The sequence below is a fragment of the Pseudomonas sp. LF020 genome (genome assembly GCF_053456425.1).
On sequence record NZ_JBRFIX010000002.1, the window covers coordinates 579,012 to 598,814 of the forward strand.

General features: G+C 59.2%; 14 protein-coding genes. 7 read left to right on the plus strand and 7 right to left on the minus strand.

Features of this window, described 5'->3' with window-relative positions:
* The first annotated feature begins 49 nt into the window (after nt 1–49).
* The gene (locus ACU680_RS06595) at nt 50–691 is read left to right on the plus strand and encodes a DUF1345 domain-containing protein (protein ID WP_102355174.1); all 642 of its coding nucleotides are present in this window, start codon (nt 50–52) and stop codon (nt 689–691) included.
* Between the two features lie 754 nt (nt 692–1,445).
* Here ACU680_RS06595 and ACU680_RS06600 read toward each other — a convergent pair.
* From ACU680_RS06600 to ACU680_RS06610, 3 genes are all read right to left on the minus strand, one after another.
* Complete coding sequence (locus tag ACU680_RS06600) at nt 1,446–3,683, minus strand: autotransporter outer membrane beta-barrel domain-containing protein (RefSeq protein WP_448179002.1); 2,238 nt, start codon at nt 3,681–3,683, stop codon at nt 1,446–1,448.
* 215 nt (nt 3,684–3,898) lie between these two features.
* On the minus strand, nt 3,899–5,866 hold the full coding sequence (locus tag ACU680_RS06605; RefSeq protein ID WP_448179003.1) for a hypothetical protein: 1,968 nt from the start codon (nt 5,864–5,866) through the stop codon (nt 3,899–3,901).
* A gap of 90 nt (nt 5,867–5,956) precedes the next feature.
* Entirely contained in the window at nt 5,957–6,751 is a 795-nt protein-coding gene (locus ACU680_RS06610) for a hypothetical protein (protein ID WP_367084584.1), read from the minus strand.
* 201 nt (nt 6,752–6,952) lie between these two features.
* Here ACU680_RS06610 and ACU680_RS06615 point away from each other — a divergent pair, with 201 nt between their 5' ends.
* The 5 genes from ACU680_RS06615 (at nt 6,953) to ACU680_RS06635 (ending at nt 12,328) form a co-directional block, all read left to right on the plus strand.
* On the plus strand, nt 6,953–7,981 hold the full coding sequence (locus ACU680_RS06615) for a LacI family DNA-binding transcriptional regulator (RefSeq protein WP_448179004.1): 1,029 nt from the start codon (nt 6,953–6,955) through the stop codon (nt 7,979–7,981).
* 178 nt (nt 7,982–8,159) lie between these two features.
* The gene (locus ACU680_RS06620) at nt 8,160–8,942 is read left to right on the plus strand and encodes a sugar phosphate isomerase/epimerase family protein (RefSeq protein ID WP_448179005.1); all 783 of its coding nucleotides are present in this window, start codon (nt 8,160–8,162) and stop codon (nt 8,940–8,942) included.
* Nucleotides 8,935–9,993, plus strand: a complete 1,059-nt coding sequence (locus ACU680_RS06625) for a sugar kinase (RefSeq protein ID WP_448179006.1) — start codon at nt 8,935–8,937, stop codon at nt 9,991–9,993. The genes ACU680_RS06620 and ACU680_RS06625 overlap by 8 nt, the downstream gene beginning before the upstream one ends.
* Nucleotides 9,994–10,036: 43 nt before the next feature.
* Nucleotides 10,037–11,335, plus strand: a complete 1,299-nt coding sequence (locus ACU680_RS06630) for an MFS transporter (protein ID WP_448179007.1) — start codon at nt 10,037–10,039, stop codon at nt 11,333–11,335.
* A gap of 15 nt (nt 11,336–11,350) precedes the next feature.
* On the plus strand, nt 11,351–12,328 hold the full coding sequence (locus ACU680_RS06635; protein WP_448179008.1) for a 2-hydroxyacid dehydrogenase: 978 nt from the start codon (nt 11,351–11,353) through the stop codon (nt 12,326–12,328).
* 142 nt (nt 12,329–12,470) lie between these two features.
* On the opposite strand, the gene ACU680_RS06640 is transcribed toward ACU680_RS06635, so the two are convergent.
* From ACU680_RS06640 to ACU680_RS06655, 4 genes are all read right to left on the minus strand, one after another.
* Nucleotides 12,471–13,658, minus strand: coding sequence for a pyridoxal phosphate-dependent aminotransferase (locus ACU680_RS06640; protein WP_448179009.1), 1,188 nt, complete (start codon nt 13,656–13,658; stop codon nt 12,471–12,473).
* Nucleotides 13,659–13,699: 41 nt separating this feature from the next.
* Nucleotides 13,700–15,325 (minus strand): methyl-accepting chemotaxis protein, encoded by a 1,626-nt coding sequence (locus tag ACU680_RS06645; RefSeq protein ID WP_329698164.1) that lies wholly within the window; start codon nt 15,323–15,325, stop codon nt 13,700–13,702.
* 336 nt (nt 15,326–15,661) lie between these two features.
* On the minus strand, nt 15,662–16,804 hold the full coding sequence (locus ACU680_RS06650) for a glycerate kinase (RefSeq protein WP_448179010.1): 1,143 nt from the start codon (nt 16,802–16,804) through the stop codon (nt 15,662–15,664).
* Nucleotides 16,805–17,050: 246 nt separating this feature from the next.
* Entirely contained in the window at nt 17,051–18,172 is a 1,122-nt protein-coding gene (locus ACU680_RS06655; protein WP_448179011.1) for a sugar diacid recognition domain-containing protein, read from the minus strand.
* A 172-nt stretch (nt 18,173–18,344) separates the two neighbouring features.
* Here ACU680_RS06655 and ACU680_RS06660 point away from each other — a divergent pair, with 172 nt between their 5' ends.
* Complete coding sequence (locus tag ACU680_RS06660; protein WP_027611996.1) at nt 18,345–19,655, plus strand: MFS transporter; 1,311 nt, start codon at nt 18,345–18,347, stop codon at nt 19,653–19,655.
* The last annotated feature ends 148 nt before the right edge of the window (nt 19,656–19,803 follow it).

Genomic DNA, 19,803 nt, shown 5'->3' on the forward strand with positions numbered 1-19,803 from the left:
ACAGCTGCGTGCGCTAAGGTTCCGGGATTGATCATCACTGTGAGTCCTCATGCGCTTTCTCGCCCGCACCCACCCTCGCCTGTCCGCCGCCGCTCTGGTGGGCCTTGCCACCGGCCTGCTGGTCCCTGCCGATTCGATCATCAGCAAAATACTGATTGGCTGGAATGCCGGCGTCTGGACCTACCTGATCCTGATGTTCTGGTTGACCGTTCGGGCGAAGGCGCCGGACGTCAAACGTATCGCCGTCATCGAAGACGAAAACGCCGGGCTGGTATTGTTCGTGGTGTGTATCGCGGCGTTGGCCAGCCTGGCCGCCATCACCCTGGAGCTGGCCGGCACCAAAGATCTGGATACCCATCGCAAACTTCTGCATTACGCGTTCACCGCCCTCACCGTCGTAGGTTCGTGGCTGGTGATCGGGGTGATTTTCAGCGTGCACTACGCCCGGCTGTTTTACACCTGGGACGGCAAGGAGCCGGCACTGCGCTTTGCCGAGGGCCTGACAACACCCAATTACTGGGACTTCCTGTATTTCTCGTTCACCATCGGGGTCGCGGTACAGACGGCCGATGTCGGCGTCGCCACTCGCGACATTCGCAAGATCGTACTGGCACAGTCATTGATCGGGTTTGTGTTCAACACGGCGATTCTGGGCTTCTCGATCAATATTGCGGCAGGGTTGTTTGGTTGAAGGTCATTCACAAACACAAGAATCGACGCCAATAAAAAATCACATAAAAATGGCGATGTATACCTGTAAAGTCTGACAGTTTACAGCTTCGCCTGGCTGGCATCTCATAGGCTATCCCGCCTGTATTGAATGGCGAGATATCCTTTGTCATGACAGCGGAGGCTGGATTTATGAACGCATTAGCAAAAGTGCCATACCAATCAGTGATGGCAGGCACATGTAAAGGAACAATCAATGTAACAGAGCCTTACGAGGCCGGCATGGTAATACTGTCTGAGGCGACCTACCCCCCGCCTCATGGTGAGGCACATGTCATGCAGGCCATACAGCGGGGGTCAGCCCCGGATTATAAAACCAAGGAAGTCACGGTTTCTTTTACCAAGGGTCTCGCGAACGACAGATATGCATTGCTTCCTGGCTCTCCTAGCGTCCAGGTAATTTTTGTCGATAGTTCTACACCGGGTACACCAATCTCCTATACCAACAACAATGGAATAGCTGAACTCGCATTCGACGCTAATAAGTCCATTTTCAGTGGCATTATTAACGCCACACTCGAAAATCGGGATGAGGACACAATTAGAACCGTCAATCTGCACGTCAACTTTGAAGCCCTGCCAACACCACCTATGCGGCGAATTCCGCGTCCACCGTCATCCCGCAGGGGCCCATGCTGATTGATCGACGCCAGGCCGGTTAGGCATCTAAAAGAAAAGGAGGCCGAAGCCTCCTTTTCTAATTTCCAGTATGCCGATCAGAACGCGTATCGCAATCCCAGGGTCAATCCGGCGGGTTGACGGAAGTTCTTGCCGTCGCTGTATTCATAGTCGGCATGCATTTGCAGGTTTTTCGATACCGATGCCGAGACACCGGCTCCGACCATTCCCCGTGCCCCGGAAAGATCGTTCTTGAACACGTTGTCATTGACTTTCACTTCGTTGTTTTTGGCGAACTCATAGCCGCCACCCACCCGCAGATAAGGTTGCACTTCAAGGTCATTGTTCAGTTTGAAATTGCGACCTGCCGTCACACCCGCTTCACCGAGGAGTGAACGTGCGCGGCCACCGTCTGCCTGCAAATCGTTGTCCAGCGAAAAATCCTTGCCCTGAATGACCACGGCCGACCACTTGGTGAAGGGCTCGACGAAATAACCGTCGTCAAGCTTGATGTGCCGACCGAATTCCACCGATCCACCGACCCCCGTGTTGTCATAGTCGCCTTTGGCCCGGGCGCCGTCGCTCAGGCTGACCTTCGCTTCGTTGCGAAACCGGTTCACTTTCAACACGGCATCGGCGTAATAACCGCTGTTTGCATCCAGCCAGGTGGCGTAAGTGCCCAGGTAGTAACTGTCGACATTACCCGACGTGCCCGCATTCAGATCGAGGTCGGACTTGCTGTGGCCGCCCATCACACCAACCAGCCACTGACCGTCCCCTACCGGCAGGGTGGTGTCAGCCCCCAGGGTGAACCCCACCTGACTCTGCCGGTAGCCGACACCGGATCCGTCAGCGATCTGATATTGATTGCCATAGGTCCGTCCCCAGGCGCCGCCCTGCCCGCCATTGAAACGCAACTCACCCATCCGGCTGCGCAACGAGGTCAGCTCGCCATACCAGGTCGGCAGAGGCGTATTGAACAGTGCCAGTACCGAGCGTGCGCCCGGGCTGACAATGCGAGAGGTCGGGTCAAGAATCCAGTCGTTGCCACTCTTGGCCAAGGCGTAGGAATACGCGCCTTGATCGACGACATTGCCCTGCAGCGAAAATTGTGCGGAGCCACCGTTGGTCTTGACCACCGTCACTGGCTGACCCGCAGGCGGTTCCGTACCGCTGCTGGCAATGAGCAATTCGTGCGAACCGCTGGCCGTGCCGGTGACGTTGAGCAAATCGGTCTGGCCGGTCGCCAGATCGGTACCCATGATGAAACGGCCGTTGCCGGACAGATTGGTCACATCCAGTTGATAGAACGCGTTGTCTGCCCCGAACTTGACGGAGCCACCATTGAGCACAAGATTTCCGACCTGGCTGTTATCCACCAGCACCCATTGTGAGTTGTCGTTGATCGTGGCGTTGGTCACGTTTCCAAGCCGGCCAGTCAGCACCGAATTGTTCTGCAAGGTCAGCCCGAACGTGCTGCCCGCCTCCGTCACGATATCGCCATTGAGTGTACTGCTGTTGACGGTCATTGAAACATCGGAACCGCCCCTGACCTCAACCAAGGTGTTATTGCCCGCCAGAAGTCTGGAGTTGGAAAGTGTCAATGTCGCGGTGGTCCGCTCGACATTAGCGAAATCCACCAGAATGGCAGAACCGTTTTTACCCTGAACAGTGGTGTTGTCCAGATTCAACGTGGCGGGTGCTACGCCTGTTACATCCAGCGCGATGAAGACACCGTTCTGAGCGCCCGTGAGGGTACTGTTTCTGGCAACGGCATCAGCACTCTGCAGCCACAGGCCATAACCCGAAGGGCCGGTTCCCTCAAGGGTCGAGTCGACGACATTGATCAGGCTGTGGGAGGTAGCCAGGGCGCCAGCGGTCACGCCGGTGATGATGCTGTTATTGGTGATATTGGCTGTCGAGCCCGCCTGTGTGCCGAACACGCGCGCCGCCGACAGACCGATTCTGTCCGCATTGATCGTGCTGTTGTCGACGTTGCCCAGACTTGAGACAAGCTGCAAACCCGCTCGGGCACCCACGCTCGACAGGTTGGCGCCGCTCAGATTCACCGTCGAGTTGTTGGTGGCACTGATACCCTGAGTTCGGCTACCAGCGTTGACATTCACCGTCGAGCGGTTGGCGCTGATTGCCAGGGTCTCGGCATTGTTGATGTTCAGCGTGGCATTTTGAGTGAGATCCCAGCGTTCGATGGCATCTCCTGTATTGACGTTCGCGGTGCCTCCTACTACGGGTGCTGCACTGGCAAAGGAAGAAATCACAAGAAATGGCAAGCACAGTCCTTTCAATGAAAAGCCACGGAACGAACGTAAATACATACTGGTCACCTGCTCCGAAAAATAAACGATCGAATACGACGAGATGCCCGGCATCTCGTTTCTGAAGGGGTGCAAGGCTATAGAGCAATTACTTTGTTATCTGTAGGACTTATCCTTTTCTCATGAGCGATAACTCTATGCACAGGAAGATCAAAACGCAGATGTGAACATGAGGGCGTGAAACGAATACACGCCCCCATTGATTCACACGTCAATCAAGGATTGACTTCTTCACAAAATTTACCTTCGTTATTGACCAGGAATACGGCGTGAATGGCAGGTGTCGAATCCGGTAAAACGCTGGAGATTGCGTAGGTCAGTTTGCCCCAGCCTGCTGATACAGGTTTCAGATGAGTTGCGTATACGCCGATTTCGAACACCATATCTTTAACCGGATCCGGAACCGGTTGGTCAACAACTTGCACGCGGGTTCCCGGAATAGGAACGGTAGCGTTTTCATCCGAGAACCCTTCCCAAGTCAAAGTTACTGTGCGCCCGACAACCATTGAAGGACTTTGCGGCACAGTCACTTTGAGATTGCGTCGAGCAGTACCATCCCCATTCGGCGGGAAGTTCAATGTCTGGCAGGAAATCCGGTTCCTTACCAGATCACTTACCACCGGGGCCGGCAAGTCGATTTTTGTGATGTTTACAACAACATCCTGTTCTTTCGAAAATACCGGGTTGTTCCCGCCAATCCGGGAAAGTTTCCACTTGATCTTGATAGTTGCGTTTTGTTTCAACTCGATAACACTCCATGGCACCGGAACAGGCCCCAGTTCCGTTCCCTCATCGCCAGGCTGCAACAGGATATCCGGCGTTAACGCTACATCGTCATAAAACACGGTGACTGACAGCGCGGTTTCGGCAGGAGGAGCGGCATAGAGTTTTACGAAGATTTCCGCATCCTTGCCATAGTCGTTATCGTCGAGGATGTTATCGACGCCTTGAGAAGAAACCAGTCGTGGCAAATCAAAGTTCGGGTTGACGTCGCTCGGCTCATCGGGATTGTCGGGGCCATCCTGGAAGATATCGACTTCGATATCGGTGTCTTCCGTGGCAATCGGCGCGCCAGCTCCCCGGAACATTTCGTAACGGACATTAGTTGGGACAGGCACGTCAGTGACACCGTATTCTGCTTTGATGATTGCGTAATCCACCGGAAAGACCAGCGTCGTATTGGTGCCCACAAGCTGCTCGGAACCTGCTTGCGTTTTGCCCCAATATACCCGGATGGAGTCGGAAGGCGCGCTGGGCTGGGGAACGGGCACTTCGACAGTGACCCCAAGCATGCAATCCGCCACATCAATCAGGGTATCGCCATCCGTGCCATCTGCCAGCGGAACACCAGGTTTCTCCGGCACAGGGGGAGCAAGGTGCCGGACCACTCGCGTGTTTTGTCTTGACCTGTGACTGATATTACCCACCCGATCCTTGACTATGAATCTCAGCTCATTCACCCCATCCTTCAGAGCATTGAGAATACTGAGAGGAATGTTGATTAGCCCGCTCGCCGGAACAGTCACATCTTTCAGAACGGGTGTGGCATAGGCCGGATCGTTCGAGATGCCAAAGTAGATATCACAAACGTCTGTCGCTTCGGCATTGAACGTTGCGAGCGTGATTCTGACGTCGATACCGCCAGGGTGGGCGCCCAGGTAGGCATCATCGATCTCCTGACTGGGTGGCAAATCTGCGGGGAAATTGATCGCGGGTGGCGACAGGTCCGAAGCTGGTGACTTGATCTGGTAAGGCTTGGTCTTGTCGATGCGGTATTGGGTGATATCGGCGTCAGTCTGGTTAGCACCTCCGGCATAGATGATGTATTCAAGGTCATATTCGGTGGGCGTTTCCGGTGTTGGCAACTCTACAAGTCGGGCCAGTGGTATCGCGAGCGGCAGGGGCCAGGTGCGATTGGCAATTGGACCCAGAGGATGATCGAGTAAAAGCGTGATAGGGGTTGTACCACCATTGACGTATAGATTGACGTCCAGCGTATCGTTCGCGAATTCGTCAGGCGGCTGAGGAATCGTATACGGCAGGTTTGCATTCAACTTCGAAATCGGAATACGCCCATCTCCAGGAATTCTGTCGGCAATAGTGGCACCGGGCAAATTCGATGGGCCGTTACCTTGCAACCGAACCTGTTTGTTGAAGGCAGTATTTCTTACTCTGGTGTTCATGACGTGATCTCCGTTTCTCATGCATAAAGGCACCTTATCCGGCGAGACGCGAAAGTCGGTGCTAGGGTTTGACGCTTTGTACCAATACTTTCAAGGACCGCACGGCAAGTTTTCACCGGGAATTATCCGGTCAATCTTGACCACTCCACTGTTTGAGGACCCGATCAATCTGAAACCACGATAAATTGAATAACCGGCCTTGCCCGATGCATCCTTTTTCATCGGTTCTATATGCGGCACAAATGGCTCTACCGTGATAGAGAAACCGACAGCAATTTCCTGCGCACTCAACAGTGTTTTGTCGATTCGTTTGTAAGTACCCGGGATGACAGTTCCACTGCCATTCAGAGTTGAATAACCGGACCATTCCACTGCACAGACATCACCAATCTGACAAAAAGCTGGCAGTGGCGGTACCTTGACCTCAATCCCGTTCCAGACTGGAGGGTTGGAACTGCAATTGAGATACCCCCATATATTGGCTGCGGGGAAATCCGGCGCGGGCAGATTGACCGGAACGGGAGTGTGATCGATGGTTAAAGTTCGAGAAGCAGAGTAAGCGGGATTACCTACAAAGTTTTGTGTCTCATAAGACAACTCCACGATGCCATCATTGATCAGAAACTGTGGACCGATGGGAATAATGATCTCGGGCGCTGTAATAGGCGATGTATAAGTCGTTGTAGAAATAAACTCGACAACACCGTTTCGTGTCAGCCGAACAATCAGAGTATCTTGCTCTCCGGGTGGGGACTGTTGCGGCCATACAGGAATAATGACCTCAATACCATTCTGCAGGAGATCAGGCGGAATGTTCCCGGCAGGATCGCTTTCCGGGATACCACGAACCTGCGGAGCGTCATAGACGAGAATATTGTCAGGCATGTCATTCCCCGTTGATTTCCAGAGTGGTACTGGAATCAATTAGGCGCCAATTCTCGGCATCGACCAACTGTCAGATCTGACAGGTAAAACGACCGTCTGTCAGATTTCTTCTGATCACTCGCCACATATCCCTGTTGACGTAGCGCGGCTGATGAGGTTTCCTGAAACCGGTTTCACAGTATAAAAACAAGGCCCGCCTACATGAACGACTTCTCCGCCGCCCAGCGCAGCCGCGTGACCATGCTTGATGTCGCCGAACGCGCCGGCGTCTCCAAGGCCAGCGTCTCGCGCTTTATCGGCGATGACCGCGCCCTGCTCTCCGATGCCATCGCCTTGCGCATCGAACAGGCGATCGCCGAACTCGGCTACCGCCCCAACCAGATGGCCCGAGGCTTGAAGCGCGGCCGTACGCGCCTGATCGGCATGCTCGTGGCCGATATTCGCAACCCTTATTCAATTGCCGTGATGCACGGGGTGGAAACCGCCTGCCGTGCGCACGGTTACAGCCTGGTGGTATGCAACACCGACCGCGACGATGAGCAGGAGCGCCAGCATTTGGCGCTGTTGCGCTCATACAACATCGAAGGGCTGATCGTGAACACCCTCGGCCATCACCGTGAAGAACTCCACGAGTTGCACCGGGAAATGCCGCTGGTGTTGGTGGATCGTAAGGTCGACGGCCTCGACAGCGACATGGTCGGGCTGAACAACCCGCAAGCCATCGAGATGGCGCTGGAGCATCTTCAGCATCGTGGCTATCGCGATGTGCTGCTGGTAACCGAACCGTATGACGGCACCAGTTCGCGGATCGAGCGGGTCAGCAGTTTTCAGGCGCAAATTGCCCGGCGCTCCGGGTTGACCGGCGCCGTACTGGAAACCGACGACGCACTCGCCACTCATCTGCAAACCTTTTTAACCACACCAGCGACCGGACCTAAAGCCCTGTTCTGCGCCAACGGCGTGGCGGCGCTGGCCTGCACCCTGGCCTTGCGCGAAATCGGTTGCCGGTTGTTCGAGGATGTCGGGCTGATTGCCCTGGATGATCTGGATTGGTACCCGTTGGTGGGCAGCGGGATTACCGCCCTCGCCCAGCCGACGGCCGAGATTGGCGCGCGGGCGTTTGAGTGTTTGCTCAAGCGCTTGCGAGGGGATGTCGAGGTAGCGCGCAGGGTGGATTTTGCGCCGGTGTTGGTTGAGCGGGGTTCTACCAGAAGGATTGGTGGTGTTTGAGCTGACGCCTTCGCTGGCAAGCCAGCTCCCACAGGGTTTTGTGGTGTCAATGCAATCTATCCAGCCCCCCAGAAAATTGTGGGAGCTGGCTTGCCAGCGATGAGGCCCGAAAGGCCATCACAGAACCACCTGATATTTTTTTGAACAAAAATGAAACCGGTTTCAGAGGTAGATAACAATGAATAAACCTGCCGTTTCCATCAGCCTGTCCAGCTACGGCGCCGAGCTCGTGCGCCAGCGCGGCCAAGACTTCTTCATCGATGTGCTGGCCGCTGCTGGCGCTGATCGCATCGAGTGGCGCGAAGAGTTGCTGACCCGCGAAGTGCCCGAGCAACTGCACGCCGCCGCCCAGGCGCAGGGCCTGCAAAGCATTTATTCGTCGCCGAGCGAACTGTGGCTCGCCGGGCAGGCACGGCCCAATCCGGAGCTGATCAACGCCCTGCAACACGCAGAGGCATTCGGCTCGAAATGGCTGAAAGTCTCGCTCGGTTACTTCACCGACAACTGTGATTTGCAGGCGCTGAAACAGCTGCTCGGCGCCAGCCCGGTGCAGTTGCTGGTGGAAAACGACCAGACCTTGCATGGCGGCCGCATCGAGCCGTTCCAGCGTTTTTTCGCGGCGGTGGAGCAGCATGATTTGCCGATCAAGATGACCTTCGACATCGGCAACTGGCAGTGGCAGGACCAGTCCGCCGCCAACGCCGCACGCCTGCTCGGACGCCACGTCGGCTACGTGCATTGCAAAGCGGTAGCGCGCCGCGCCGACGGCAAACTGGTCGCCGTACCACCGGCCGTCAGCGACCTGCATTTGTGGGAACAACTGCTGCGGCACATGGCCCAAGGCGTTATGCGTGCCGCCGAATACCCGTTGCAGGGCGATGATCTGGTGGCACTGACCACCGAACATGTCGCCGCCCTCGCCCGCCTCGGCCAATCGCGTCTGGAGCCTGCCCATGTCTGAGATCGATATTCTGTCGTTCGGCGAAACCATGGCGATGCTGGTCGCCGAACAGACCGGTGATCTGGCTGCCGTCGAGCACTTTCACAAACGCATTGCCGGCGCCGACAGCAACGTGGCGATCGGCCTGTCGCGCCTGGGTTTCAATGTGGCGTGGCTGAGCCGGGTCGGCGCCGATTCCCTCGGACGCTTCGTGGTCCAGACCTTGATCGAGGAAGGTCTGGATTGCAGTCACGTCGCAGTCGACAGCGCGCATCCGACCGGTTTCCAGTTCAAGTCGCGTAACGACGATGGCAGCGATCCGCAAGTCGAGTATTTCCGCCGTGGCTCGGCGGCCAGTCATCTGTCACCGCTGTCGATCAGTGACAGCCTGCTGAGCGCCCGCCACCTGCACGCCACCGGGATTCCACCGGCACTGTCGGCGAGCGCCCGGGAAATGTCTTGCGAGCTGATGACGCGCATGCGCCATGCCGGGCGCAGCGTGTCGTTCGACCCCAATCTGCGCCCAAGCCTGTGGGCCTCTGAGCAAGAGATGATCCGCGAGATCAACCGCCTCGCCGCCCTCGCCCACTGGGTGCTGCCGGGTTTGAGCGAGGGTCGGTTGCTGACCGGATTCGAAGACCCGGCGGATATCGCGGCGTTTTATCTCGATCAGGGTGCCGAAGCCGTGGCGATCAAACTCGGGCCGCAAGGTGCCTATTACCGCACGCAACTGGATCAGGGTTTTGTCGCCGGGGTACCGGTGGCCAACGTGGTCGACACCGTGGGTGCGGGGGACGGATTTGCCGTCGGCATGATCAGTGCCCTGCTGGAGCATCAGAGTTTTGCCGAGGCGGTGCAACGCGCCAACTGGATTGGCAGTCGGGCGGTGCAGAGTCGCGGGGATATGGAGGGGTTGCCGACCCGGTGCGAGCTCTCCAGCGAATTCGAGGCCGCCATCGCTGGCAAGCCAGCTCCCACAGGGTTCGGCGGTGGGAATGCAATAGTCGACTTACCCGAGATACCTGTGGGAGCTGGCTTGCCAGCGATGAGGCCCGCTCAGACAACCGATTAATTGAACCTGCTGCGACAAAAACAACAAGCTCAGGAGCAACACCATGAAAACTGCAACCCTCGCCGCCCGCCGCTGGTGGTACATCATGCCGATCGTGTTCATCACCTACAGCCTGGCGTATCTGGATCGCGCCAACTACGGCTTCGCCGCCGCCTCCGGCATGGCTGCCGACCTGATGATCACCCCGGGCCTGTCTTCATTGCTCGGGGCGCTGTTCTTCCTCGGCTACTTTTTCTTCCAGGTGCCGGGAGCGATCTACGCGCAAAAGCACAGCGTGAAAAAGCTGATTTTCTTCAGCCTGATTTTCTGGGGCGGCCTCGCCACCCTGACCGGGGTGGTGTCCAACGCCTACTGGCTGATCGTGATTCGCTTCATGCTCGGCGTGGTCGAAGCCGCGGTGATGCCGGCGATGCTGGTTTACCTGTGCCACTGGTTCACCCGTGCCGAACGCTCGCGGGCCAACACTTTTCTGATCCTCGGCAACCCGGTGACCATGCTGTGGATGTCGGTGGTTTCCGGCTATCTGGTGCAGCACTTCAGTTGGCGCTGGATGTTCATCATCGAAGGCTTGCCGGCGGTGATCTGGGCGTTTATCTGGTGGAAACTGGCCGATGATCGTCCGGCTCAGGCCAAGTGGCTGAGCGACCAGGAAAAGCACGATCTGGAAAGCGCCCTCGCCGCCGAACAGGTCGGGATCAAAGCGGTGAAAAACTACGCCGAAGCGTTCCGTTCGCCGAAGGTGATCATTCTGGCGCTGCAGTTTTTCTGCTGGAGCATCGGCGTCTACGGCTTCGTGCTGTGGCTGCCGTCGATCCTCAAGGCCGGCGCGCAAATGGACATGATCGAAGCCGGCTGGCTGTCGGCGCTGCCGTATCTGGCGGCGGTGATCGGCATGCTCGCAGTGTCGTGGGGTTCGGACAAACTACAAAAACGCAAACGCTTCGTCTGGCCGCCACTGCTGATCGCCTCCATTGCGTTCTACGGCTCCTACGCCCTGGGCGCCGAGCATTTCTGGTGGTCGTACACGTTGCTGGTGATTGCCGGCGCCTGCATGTACGCACCGTACGGGCCGTTCTTCGCCATCGTTCCGGAGATCCTGCCGGCCAACGTCGCCGGTGGGGCCATGGCGCTGATCAACAGCATGGGTGCGCTGGGTTCGTTCGGCGGCTCGTATCTGGTCGGTTATCTGAACAGCTCCACCGGTTCGCCCGGCGCTTCGTACCTGCTGATGAGCGGCGCGTTGCTGCTGTCGGTGGTGCTGACGATTTTTCTCAAGCCCGGCGCCAGTGACCGCGTCGCGGCCAAAGCCGTTGCCACGCGTCCTGTGCCAGCGCATTCCTGAAAGGATTTTTCGTCCATGAAAAAGCAAGTCGTGCTGTACAAGAAACTCTCGCCGGCGCTGATGACGCGTCTGCAGCAACACTGTGACGTGACACTGATCGAAAGCCTCGACGCCGACGGTTTGATGAAACTGCGCGACGCCCTGCCCGGCGCCCACGGTTTGCTCGGCGCCAGCCTGAAACTCGACGCGGCGTTGCTCGACCTGGCGCCGCAACTAGAGGCGATTGCCAGCGTTTCGGTGGGCGTCGACAACTACGACATCGACTACCTGACGCGGCGCAAGATTCTTCTGAGCAATACCCCGGACGTGCTGACCGAAACCACCGCCGACACCGGTTTCGCCTTGATCCTCGCCACCGCCCGGCGCGTGGTCGAGCTGGCGAACATGGTGCGCAGCGGCCAGTGGCATCGCAACATCGGCCCGGCGCATTTCGGTACCGATGTACACGGCAAGACCCTGGGTATCATCGGCATGGGGCGGATCGGTGAAGCGTTGGCGCAGCGCGGGCATTTCGGCTTTGGCATGCCGGTGCTGTATCACAGCCAGTCGCGCAAACCGGCAGTCGAGGCGCGTTTCGACGCGCAGTACCGCAGCCTTGAGGCGCTGCTGCAAGAGGCGGACTTCATCTGCCTGACCTTGCCGCTGACTGCGCAGACCGAAGGTTTGATCGGCGCCGAGCAGTTTGCGCTGATGCGCCCGGAGAGCATTTTCGTCAATATCTCGCGGGGCAAAGTGGTGGATGAAGCGGCGCTGATCGACGCGTTGCGCCATCAGCGGATTCGCGCAGCGGGGCTGGATGTGTTCGAGCGTGAGCCGCTGAATCATGATTCGCCGTTGTTGCAGCTGAATAATGTGGTGGCAACCCCGCACATGGGCTCGGCGACGCATGAGACGCGCGAGGCGATGGCACGGTGTGCGGTGGACAATCTGCTGGCGGCTTTGGCTGGGGAGAAGCCGGTGAATCTGGTGAATCCGGCGGCTTGGCAGGGCTGATATCTTCAGTGCCTGTTCTGAACAAATCGCTGGCAAGCCAGCTCCCACAGGTTATTCAGTGTTCATTACATTTCAGAACGACACAAAACCCTGTGGGAGCTGGCTTGCCAGCGATGAGGCCGGGACAGGCCCCACAAAACTGTCAGGCACTACGCGCCTGAAGAAGCTGCACCGCACACAACGCAATCCGCGCACAGGCATCCGCCAGCTGCACCCGATCCAGCACCAGCCCGATGCGAATATGCCCCGCCGCACTTGGCCCGAACGCCTCCCCCGCCAGCACCGACACGCCGTACCCTTCCAGCAGCCGCTCGGCAAACGCCTGCGCGCCATACCCGGTCTGGCGTACATCGACCATCACGAACATCCCGCCATCCGGGCGAATCGGCTGCAGCCCCGGGCAGCCGCGCAAGCGTTCGCACACCAGATCCCGGCGCAACCGATATTCCTCGCGCATCTGCGTCACCTCCGGCAGATCGCTTGCCAACGCGACTTCCGCTGCTTTCTGCACGAAGTCCGGCAGGCCGAAGAGCATGCTCAACGACAGGTTCACCAGATGCTCGGCCAAGGCTTTCGGCCCGATCGACCAGCCGATACGCCAGCCGGTCATGGCGTGGGATTTCGACAGGCTGTTGATGGTCGCCGTGCGTTCGGCCATGCCCGGTAGACTCGCCGGGCTGATATGTTCGCCCTCGTACAGCAGATCGCTGTAGACCTCGTCACTGATCAGCCACAAATCGTGGCGCACGCACAGCGCCGCCAGTTCCTGCCAGATCAGCAGGGACAGGCTTGCGCCAGAGGGATTGTTGGGACTGTTTAGCAGCATCGCGCGGGTCTTTGGCGTGATCCGCGCGGCAACATCGGCGGGATCAACGCGAAAACCGTTCTCCGGCCTGACCGGCACCGGCACCACCTTCGCACCGCAGGCGCCGAACACGCCCTCGTAGGTGACGTACATCGGCTCGGCGACGATCACTTCGTCACCCGGATCCAGCAGGCATTGCGCCACCGAATACACCGCGCATTGCGCGCCGGGCAGCACGATCACGTGCTCGGCATCCACCACCTGACCGCTGCGCCGCTGGTGGCGGGCGGCGATCAATTTGCGCAGCGCCAAGCGACCACGCACTTCGGAATAATGCGTATCGCCGGCCAGCAGGCTATCGATGGCGCCATGAATGATCGGCAGCGGCGTGTCGAAATCCGGATCGCCCACGCTCAGCAGCAAGATATCGACACCCTCGGCGCGCAACTCCAGCGCTCGGTCATGAATCTGCCAGGCTGCGGCTCCCTCCCCGGCGATGCGTTGGGTCAAGGCTGAATAACGCATGCACGTCTCCTGATTGCGCGGTCTCCAGCCTTCACCCTAGGTCAAATCACAAACCGCGCCACCATGGCATTCAAATCCACCGCCAGACGCGACAGTTCATGGGTCGCGGCGCTGGTCTGGTTGGCCCCGGCGGCCGATTGGGTGGCCAGGTCGCGAATATTGACCAGGTTGCGATCAACCTCGCGGGACACCTGCGCCTGTTCTTCCGAGGCGCTGGCGATCACCAGGTTGCGCTCGTTGATCTGATGGATCGACTGGGTGATCTGTTCCAGCGCCACACCGGCGGCGCGGGCCATTTCCAGGGTGGTCTGGGTGCGCTGGTTGCTTTGCTGCATCGACGAAACCGCTTCACCCGTGCCGTTCTGGATGCCGGCGACCATTTTTTCGATTTCCTGGGTCGATTGCGCGGTGCGATGGGCTAAGGCGCGCACCTCATCCGCTACTACGGCGAAACCGCGTCCGGCCTCACCAGCACGCGCCGCTTCGATCGCCGCGTTGAGCGCCAGCAGGTTGGTCTGTTCGGCGATGGCACGAATCACGTCCAGCACCTTGCCAATGTCGCGGCCCTGCGCGGCGAGGCCTTCGATCATTTGCGCGGTGTTCTGCACGTCATGGGTCATGGTCTGGATCGCGTCGACGGTTTTCACCACCTGGTCGCGACCTTCGCGAGCAGCCTGGGTCGACTGGTTCGAGGCTTCGGACGTCGACACCGCGTTGCGTGCGACTTCTTCCACAGCGGCGGTCATTTCGTTGACGGCGGTGGCAGCCTGCTCGATTTCATCGTTCTGCTGCTGCAGGCCACGGGAAGCCTCTTCGGTGACCGCGCTAAGCTCTTCGGCAGCAGCGCCAAGTTGGGTGGCGGAGCCGGCGATCTGTTCGATGGTTTTGCGCAGGTTGGTCTGCATCAGAGCCAGCGCTTCGAGCAGGCGGGCCGGTTCGTCCTTGCCGTCGACTTCAATGGTTTTGCTCAGGTTGCCGCCGGCAATGGTTTGCGCCGCCAGCACCGCACGGTTCAACGGGGTAACGATGCTGCGGGTCAGCAGCAGGGCCAACAGCACCGTCGCCAATGCGGCAACCACCGCGACAATGACGATGCCGGTGATGGCGCTGTCGTAGTGCTCGCCCGCTTGAGCGGACGCGTCTTTCGCACCGGCGGCGTTGATCGCAATCAGTTTGTTGAGCTGCTCGCCCATCTGATCGGTGCCGTCCTTGATTCGCGTGTTGATCAGGGTGCGCATCTCCTCGACCTTGTCCTGGCGCGACAGCTCCATCATCTGGTTTTGCGCTTGCAGGTAGTTGTCCAGCGTCGCGGCGAACGCTTTGTATTGCGCCAGCTCTTCGCTACCGGCGGGCAACGCGGCATAACTGGCCTGAGCACTGCGCACCTTGTCCACCAGCACGCCGATGCGCGTTTGCGCTTCTTGCAGACCTGCCGGGTCGCGGTTGACCAGAATCCGGAACGACAGGATCCGCAGGCGCAAAACGTTTTCCGTCACCACGCCAAGGTACGTCACGCTGGGCAGTTGATTGGTCTCCATGTCGATGGAGGCCTGGCGGATGGTCGTCATGCGGTTGACGGCGAACACGCCAAGAACGATCACCAGCAAGGCAATAAAGGCAAAACCGAGGAAGGCACGGGGCGCGATATTCAGGTTACGCAAGGACATGGTTGGACTCTCGGGTAGAGGTAACTGCGAGCGTCCTTGCCGTCATCACTGGACCTTGGGGCGGGTTCAGTGTGGCGTCACTGTTCGAGGGAATCTGTGTGCGCCTGATCTCTGTATCGGCTGGGCTTTAGGAAGATTTGGTGTAAAGCGAAAATATTTTTCAAGGTGTTTCAGCGCTGAAACACCCCGACACCAACCCACTGTGGCGAGGGGATTCATCCCCGATCGGCTGCGCAGCAGTCGCAAATTCTCAAAACTGGTTTTTAGCGAAAAACGCGGGGGGCTGCTTCGCAGCCCATCGGGGATAAATCCCCTCACCACAATGTGTTCAGGCAGTCAGTTATTGAGTTTGGCCATCTGCCAGACCCGGGCAATGTCAGCCGCGCGTTCACGCAACAAACGCGGAGCCTCGGCGCAGGCCTGTTCGAGGGTCATCGGGCCGCTGGTCACGGCGAATGCCGCGTCGATGCCGTGCTCGTAGAGTTCCTGATAACCCTCGCCCAGCGTGCCGGCGATGACAATGACCGGGACATCGTGTTGCTTGGCAATCCGCGCCACGCCGAACGGGGTCTTGCCGCGCAGGGTTTGCGCGTCGAACCGCCCTTCGCCGGTGATCACCAGATCGGCGCCGTTGACCGCTTCGGCCAGCCCGACCAACTCGGCCACCACTTCAACGCCGGCCTGAAATTGCGCACCGAGAAACGCCTTCGCCGCAAAACCCAGTCCACCCGCTGCACCGCTGCCCGGCTCATCGCGAACGTCCTTGCCCAACGCCTGCGCGCAGAGTTCGGCGAAGTGGCCCAGCGCCTGATCCAGTTGCTGCACCTGTGCCGGTGACGCGCCCTTTTGCGGGCCGAAAATCGCCGAGGCGCCGTGCGGACCGCACAGCGGATTGTTGACGTCCGCGGCGATGTCGAAGCGCACTTGGGCCAGACGCGAATCCAGATCACTCAGATCCAGATGGGCCAATTGCGCCAAGGCAAGACCACCCGGCACCAGCGCCTGCCCCTGCGCATCGAACAATTTCAAACCGAGCGCCTGCATCGCGCCGGCGCCGCCGTCGTTGGTGGCGCTGCCGCCAATCGCCAGAATCACCCGTTGCGCACCGGCATCCAGCGCGGCGCGAATCAGTTCACCGGTGCCGAAGGTGCTGGTGATGCAGGCATCGCGCTGCCCCGTGGGCACCCGTTGTAAACCACTGGCCTCAGCCATTTCGATGATCGCGGTGTGGTTGTGTGGCAGCCAGCCCCACGCGGCATCGACCGGGGTGCCCAACGGCCCGCGTACGCGGGTGCGGCGCAGCTCGCCTTCACACGCGGCAAGAATCGACTCCACCGTGCCCTCGCCACCGTCGGCCATCGGGCACTTGACCAATGTCGCCTGCGGCCAGACTTGCGCCAGCCCCAGCGCAATGGCCTCGGCAACGCCTTGGGCACTCAGGCTGTCCTTGAACGAATCGGGGGCGATGACGATCTTCATGCGAATTCTCCAGTTCCAATGCCCCTCATGCTGCCAGTCGGCATGCGCATTGACGCCTGTCCGCTGCACAAGGGCGGTAGGCGTTTATTGTTCATTTCTACAAAGACCTTGGGCTTGATGCCGAATGTTCTGGCCTCATCGCTGGCAAGCCAGCTCCCACAGGGATCTTCAGTGGCTACAAATCTTGTAATCACCTTGTAAACCTGTGGGAGCTGGCTTGCCAGCGATGGCGGCCGCAAGAACAACTCATACAGCTAGATCAGTCTGCGGCAGCAATTGCACCCCAAGGTACAACGCCAACATCCCGTCCAGCCGCAGCGGATCCACCCCGCTGATCTCGGCAATCCGCTCCATCCGGTAACGCAGGCTGTTGCGATGAATGCCCAATGCATCGGCACACGCCTGACTCTGCCCATCGTGTTCACACCAACTGCGCAGGGTCGCGAGCAACTGGCCGTTGCCATCCTTGGTGATGACCTTGCGCAACGGTTTGAGCAATTCATCCAGCGCATCATCGTTGCGATGGCGCCAGAGCATCACCGGCAGGCGATAGCGATTGAGCGTCAGCAAACGCGAGTGCGGCAGCACGTCCCGCCCATAGGCGAGCAGATCACCGACCCGCCGATAGCAACGGCGCAAGCCAGCCAGCCCATCCGCCTGCCCACCCACGGCGATACGCAAAATGTTCCAGCCGAGGCCATCAAGCTTTTCCAGCAAACGATCATGCTCAACCGTCTGACTTGCGGGTCGGCACCACAGCAGCGATGACTTGGCCGAACTCACGCACCAGCTGTCCGGATAGCGCGAGGTCAACCACGCGCTCAACGCCTCGACGGTTTGCCCCGGCCCGTGTTCCAGCCCCAGCTCGAACAGATACGGCACCCGGGTCAGTTGCGGCTTGAGCCCCAGTTGCTGCGCTTCATCAATCAGCCGCGGCGAGTCCCCCGCTTCGCTCAACAGCAACGCCAGCAAGTCATCACAACGCTGACGCCGCCATTGCTGTTCGGCCTGCTGGTTGCGCTGGCCGACGAGCATTTCGGCGGTCATGCGCACCAGTTCGGCGTAGGTGCGCAGTTGCTCCGGTTCGCCGGTGATGCCAAGTACGCCGATCAACCGCTGATCGAGCATCAGCGGCAGGTTGATCCCCGGCTGCACGCCCTTCAAATGCACGGCGGTTTGCGCGTCGATCTCCACCACCCGCCCGTTGGCCAGTACCAGTTGCGCACCTTCGTGACGGGTGTTGATGCGCTCCGGTTCGCCGCTGCCGAGGATCAGCCCCTGGCTGTCCATGACGTTGACGTTGTAGGGCAAAATGGCCATGGCCCGGTCGACGATATCCTGAGCGAGGTCGTGATCGAGTTCGAACATGATCGGCAAAATCCTTAAGCAGCGGCGGCGGACGGTTGTTCACCCGCACAGGGTCTGGCGGCAAACCCTGTGCTCAGGCACAAAGACAATCCGGCCACAGGTGGCCGAGACTCTCGGGGCGATCAACGTTAACCTGTGCATCGCAAAAAATCATAATAAAGAGAGAGCCGCTATGTCGCAGAGCGCCGCAGCTACCCAGACCATCGATGACGGTAAAAACGCCGTCTACAAACGCATCACCCTGCGTTTGATCCCCTTCATCTTCATCTGCTACCTGTTCAACTACCTCGACCGGGTCAACGTCGGCTTCGCCAAACTGCAGATGCTCGACGCACTGAAGTTCAGTGAAACCGTGTACGGCCTCGGTGCCGGGATCTTCTTCATCGGCTACGTGCTGTGCGGCGTGCCGAGCAATCTGGCCTTGACCCGATTCGGCCCGCGCCGCTGGATCGCGCTGATGATGATCACTTGGGGCACGCTGTCGACCTGTCTGTTGTTCGTCACCACCCCGACCCAGTTCTACACCCTGCGCCTGTTCACTGGCGCCGCCGAAGCCGGGTTCTTCCCCGGTGTGGTGCTGTACCTCTCGCAGTGGTTCCCGACGTTCCGCCGTGGGCGGATCATGGCACTGTTCATGTCGGCGATCCCGGTGTCCGGTTTGCTCGGCAGTCCGTTTTCCGGCTGGATTCTCAATCACTTCGCCGCAGGCCAGGGCGGTCTGGCCGGCTGGCAGTGGATGTTTCTGCTGCAAGGCATTCCAACGGTCATCCTCGGCGCCCTCGCCTATTTCCTGCTGAGCGACAGCTTTGCCAACGCCAAGTGGCTGAGCCCGCATGAGCGCGCGGTGCTCGAGGCGGATCAGGCCGAAGACCTGGCGAACAAGCCGAAAACCACTTCCGACTCGCTGCTCGCGGTGTTCAAGAACCCGGCGATCTGGGCATTCGGCCTGATCTACTTCTGCATCCAGAGCGGCGTGTACGCGATCAACTTCTGGCTGCCGTCGATCATCAAGAACCTCGGCTTCAGTGACAACCTGGTGATCGGCTGGCTGAGCGCGATTCCGTATCTGCTGGCGGCGGTGTTCATGTTGCTGGTCGGGCGTTCGGCAGACTTGCGCAAAGAACGGCGCTGGCACTTGGTGGTGCCGATGCTGATGGGCGCGCTCGGTCTACTGATCGCGGTGAACTTCGCCGCCAACCCGGCCATCGCCATTCTCGGCCTGACCATCGCGACCATGGGCGCGCTGACCGGTCTGCCGATGTTCTGGCCGGTGCCGACCGCCCTGTTGAGCGCGGGCGCGGCGGCCGGTGGTCTGGCGTTGATCAACTCGATGGGGCAGATGGCCGGTTTCCTCAGCCCGTACCTGGTGGGTTGGGTCAAGGACAGCACCGGTTCGACCGATGCGGCGTTGTATTTGCTGGCGGGGGTCATCGTTGGCGGCAGCTTGCTGGCGTTGCGCATGACGCGGACTTTGCGGGCTTAATCACGCTTCAAGAGCAAAAGATCGCAGCCTGCGGCAGCTCCTACACGGAAATACGCGTTTTCCTGTAGGAGCTGCCGCAGGCTGCGATCTTTTTACGATGCCCGAGCAAACTCAGGTACTGCAGGCAGGTCGCTCAGCCGATAATTCA

Coding starts and splice junctions, on each gene's coding strand:
- ACU680_RS06635 (WP_448179008.1), top strand. CDS start 11,351: ATGAAAAAGCAAGTCGTGCTGTACAAGAAACTCTCGCCGGCGCTGATG.
- ACU680_RS06655 (WP_448179011.1), bottom strand. CDS start 18,172: ATGTTCGAACTCGATCACGACCTCGCTCAGGATATCGTCGACCGGGCC.
- ACU680_RS06630 (WP_448179007.1), top strand. CDS start 10,037: ATGAAAACTGCAACCCTCGCCGCCCGCCGCTGGTGGTACATCATGCCG.
- ACU680_RS06650 (WP_448179010.1), bottom strand. CDS start 16,804: ATGAAGATCGTCATCGCCCCCGATTCGTTCAAGGACAGCCTGAGTGCC.
- ACU680_RS06615 (WP_448179004.1), top strand. CDS start 6,953: ATGAACGACTTCTCCGCCGCCCAGCGCAGCCGCGTGACCATGCTTGAT.
- ACU680_RS06620 (WP_448179005.1), top strand. CDS start 8,160: ATGAATAAACCTGCCGTTTCCATCAGCCTGTCCAGCTACGGCGCCGAG.
- ACU680_RS06645 (WP_329698164.1), bottom strand. CDS start 15,325: ATGTCCTTGCGTAACCTGAATATCGCGCCCCGTGCCTTCCTCGGTTTT.
- ACU680_RS06605 (WP_448179003.1), bottom strand. CDS start 5,866: ATGAACACCAGAGTAAGAAATACTGCCTTCAACAAACAGGTTCGGTTG.
- ACU680_RS06660 (WP_027611996.1), top strand. CDS start 18,345: ATGTCGCAGAGCGCCGCAGCTACCCAGACCATCGATGACGGTAAAAAC.
- ACU680_RS06595 (WP_102355174.1), top strand. CDS start 50: ATGCGCTTTCTCGCCCGCACCCACCCTCGCCTGTCCGCCGCCGCTCTG.
- ACU680_RS06625 (WP_448179006.1), top strand. CDS start 8,935: ATGTCTGAGATCGATATTCTGTCGTTCGGCGAAACCATGGCGATGCTG.
- ACU680_RS06640 (WP_448179009.1), bottom strand. CDS start 13,658: ATGCGTTATTCAGCCTTGACCCAACGCATCGCCGGGGAGGGAGCCGCA.
- ACU680_RS06610 (WP_367084584.1), bottom strand. CDS start 6,751: ATGCCTGACAATATTCTCGTCTATGACGCTCCGCAGGTTCGTGGTATC.
- ACU680_RS06600 (WP_448179002.1), bottom strand. CDS start 3,683: ATGTATTTACGTTCGTTCCGTGGCTTTTCATTGAAAGGACTGTGCTTG.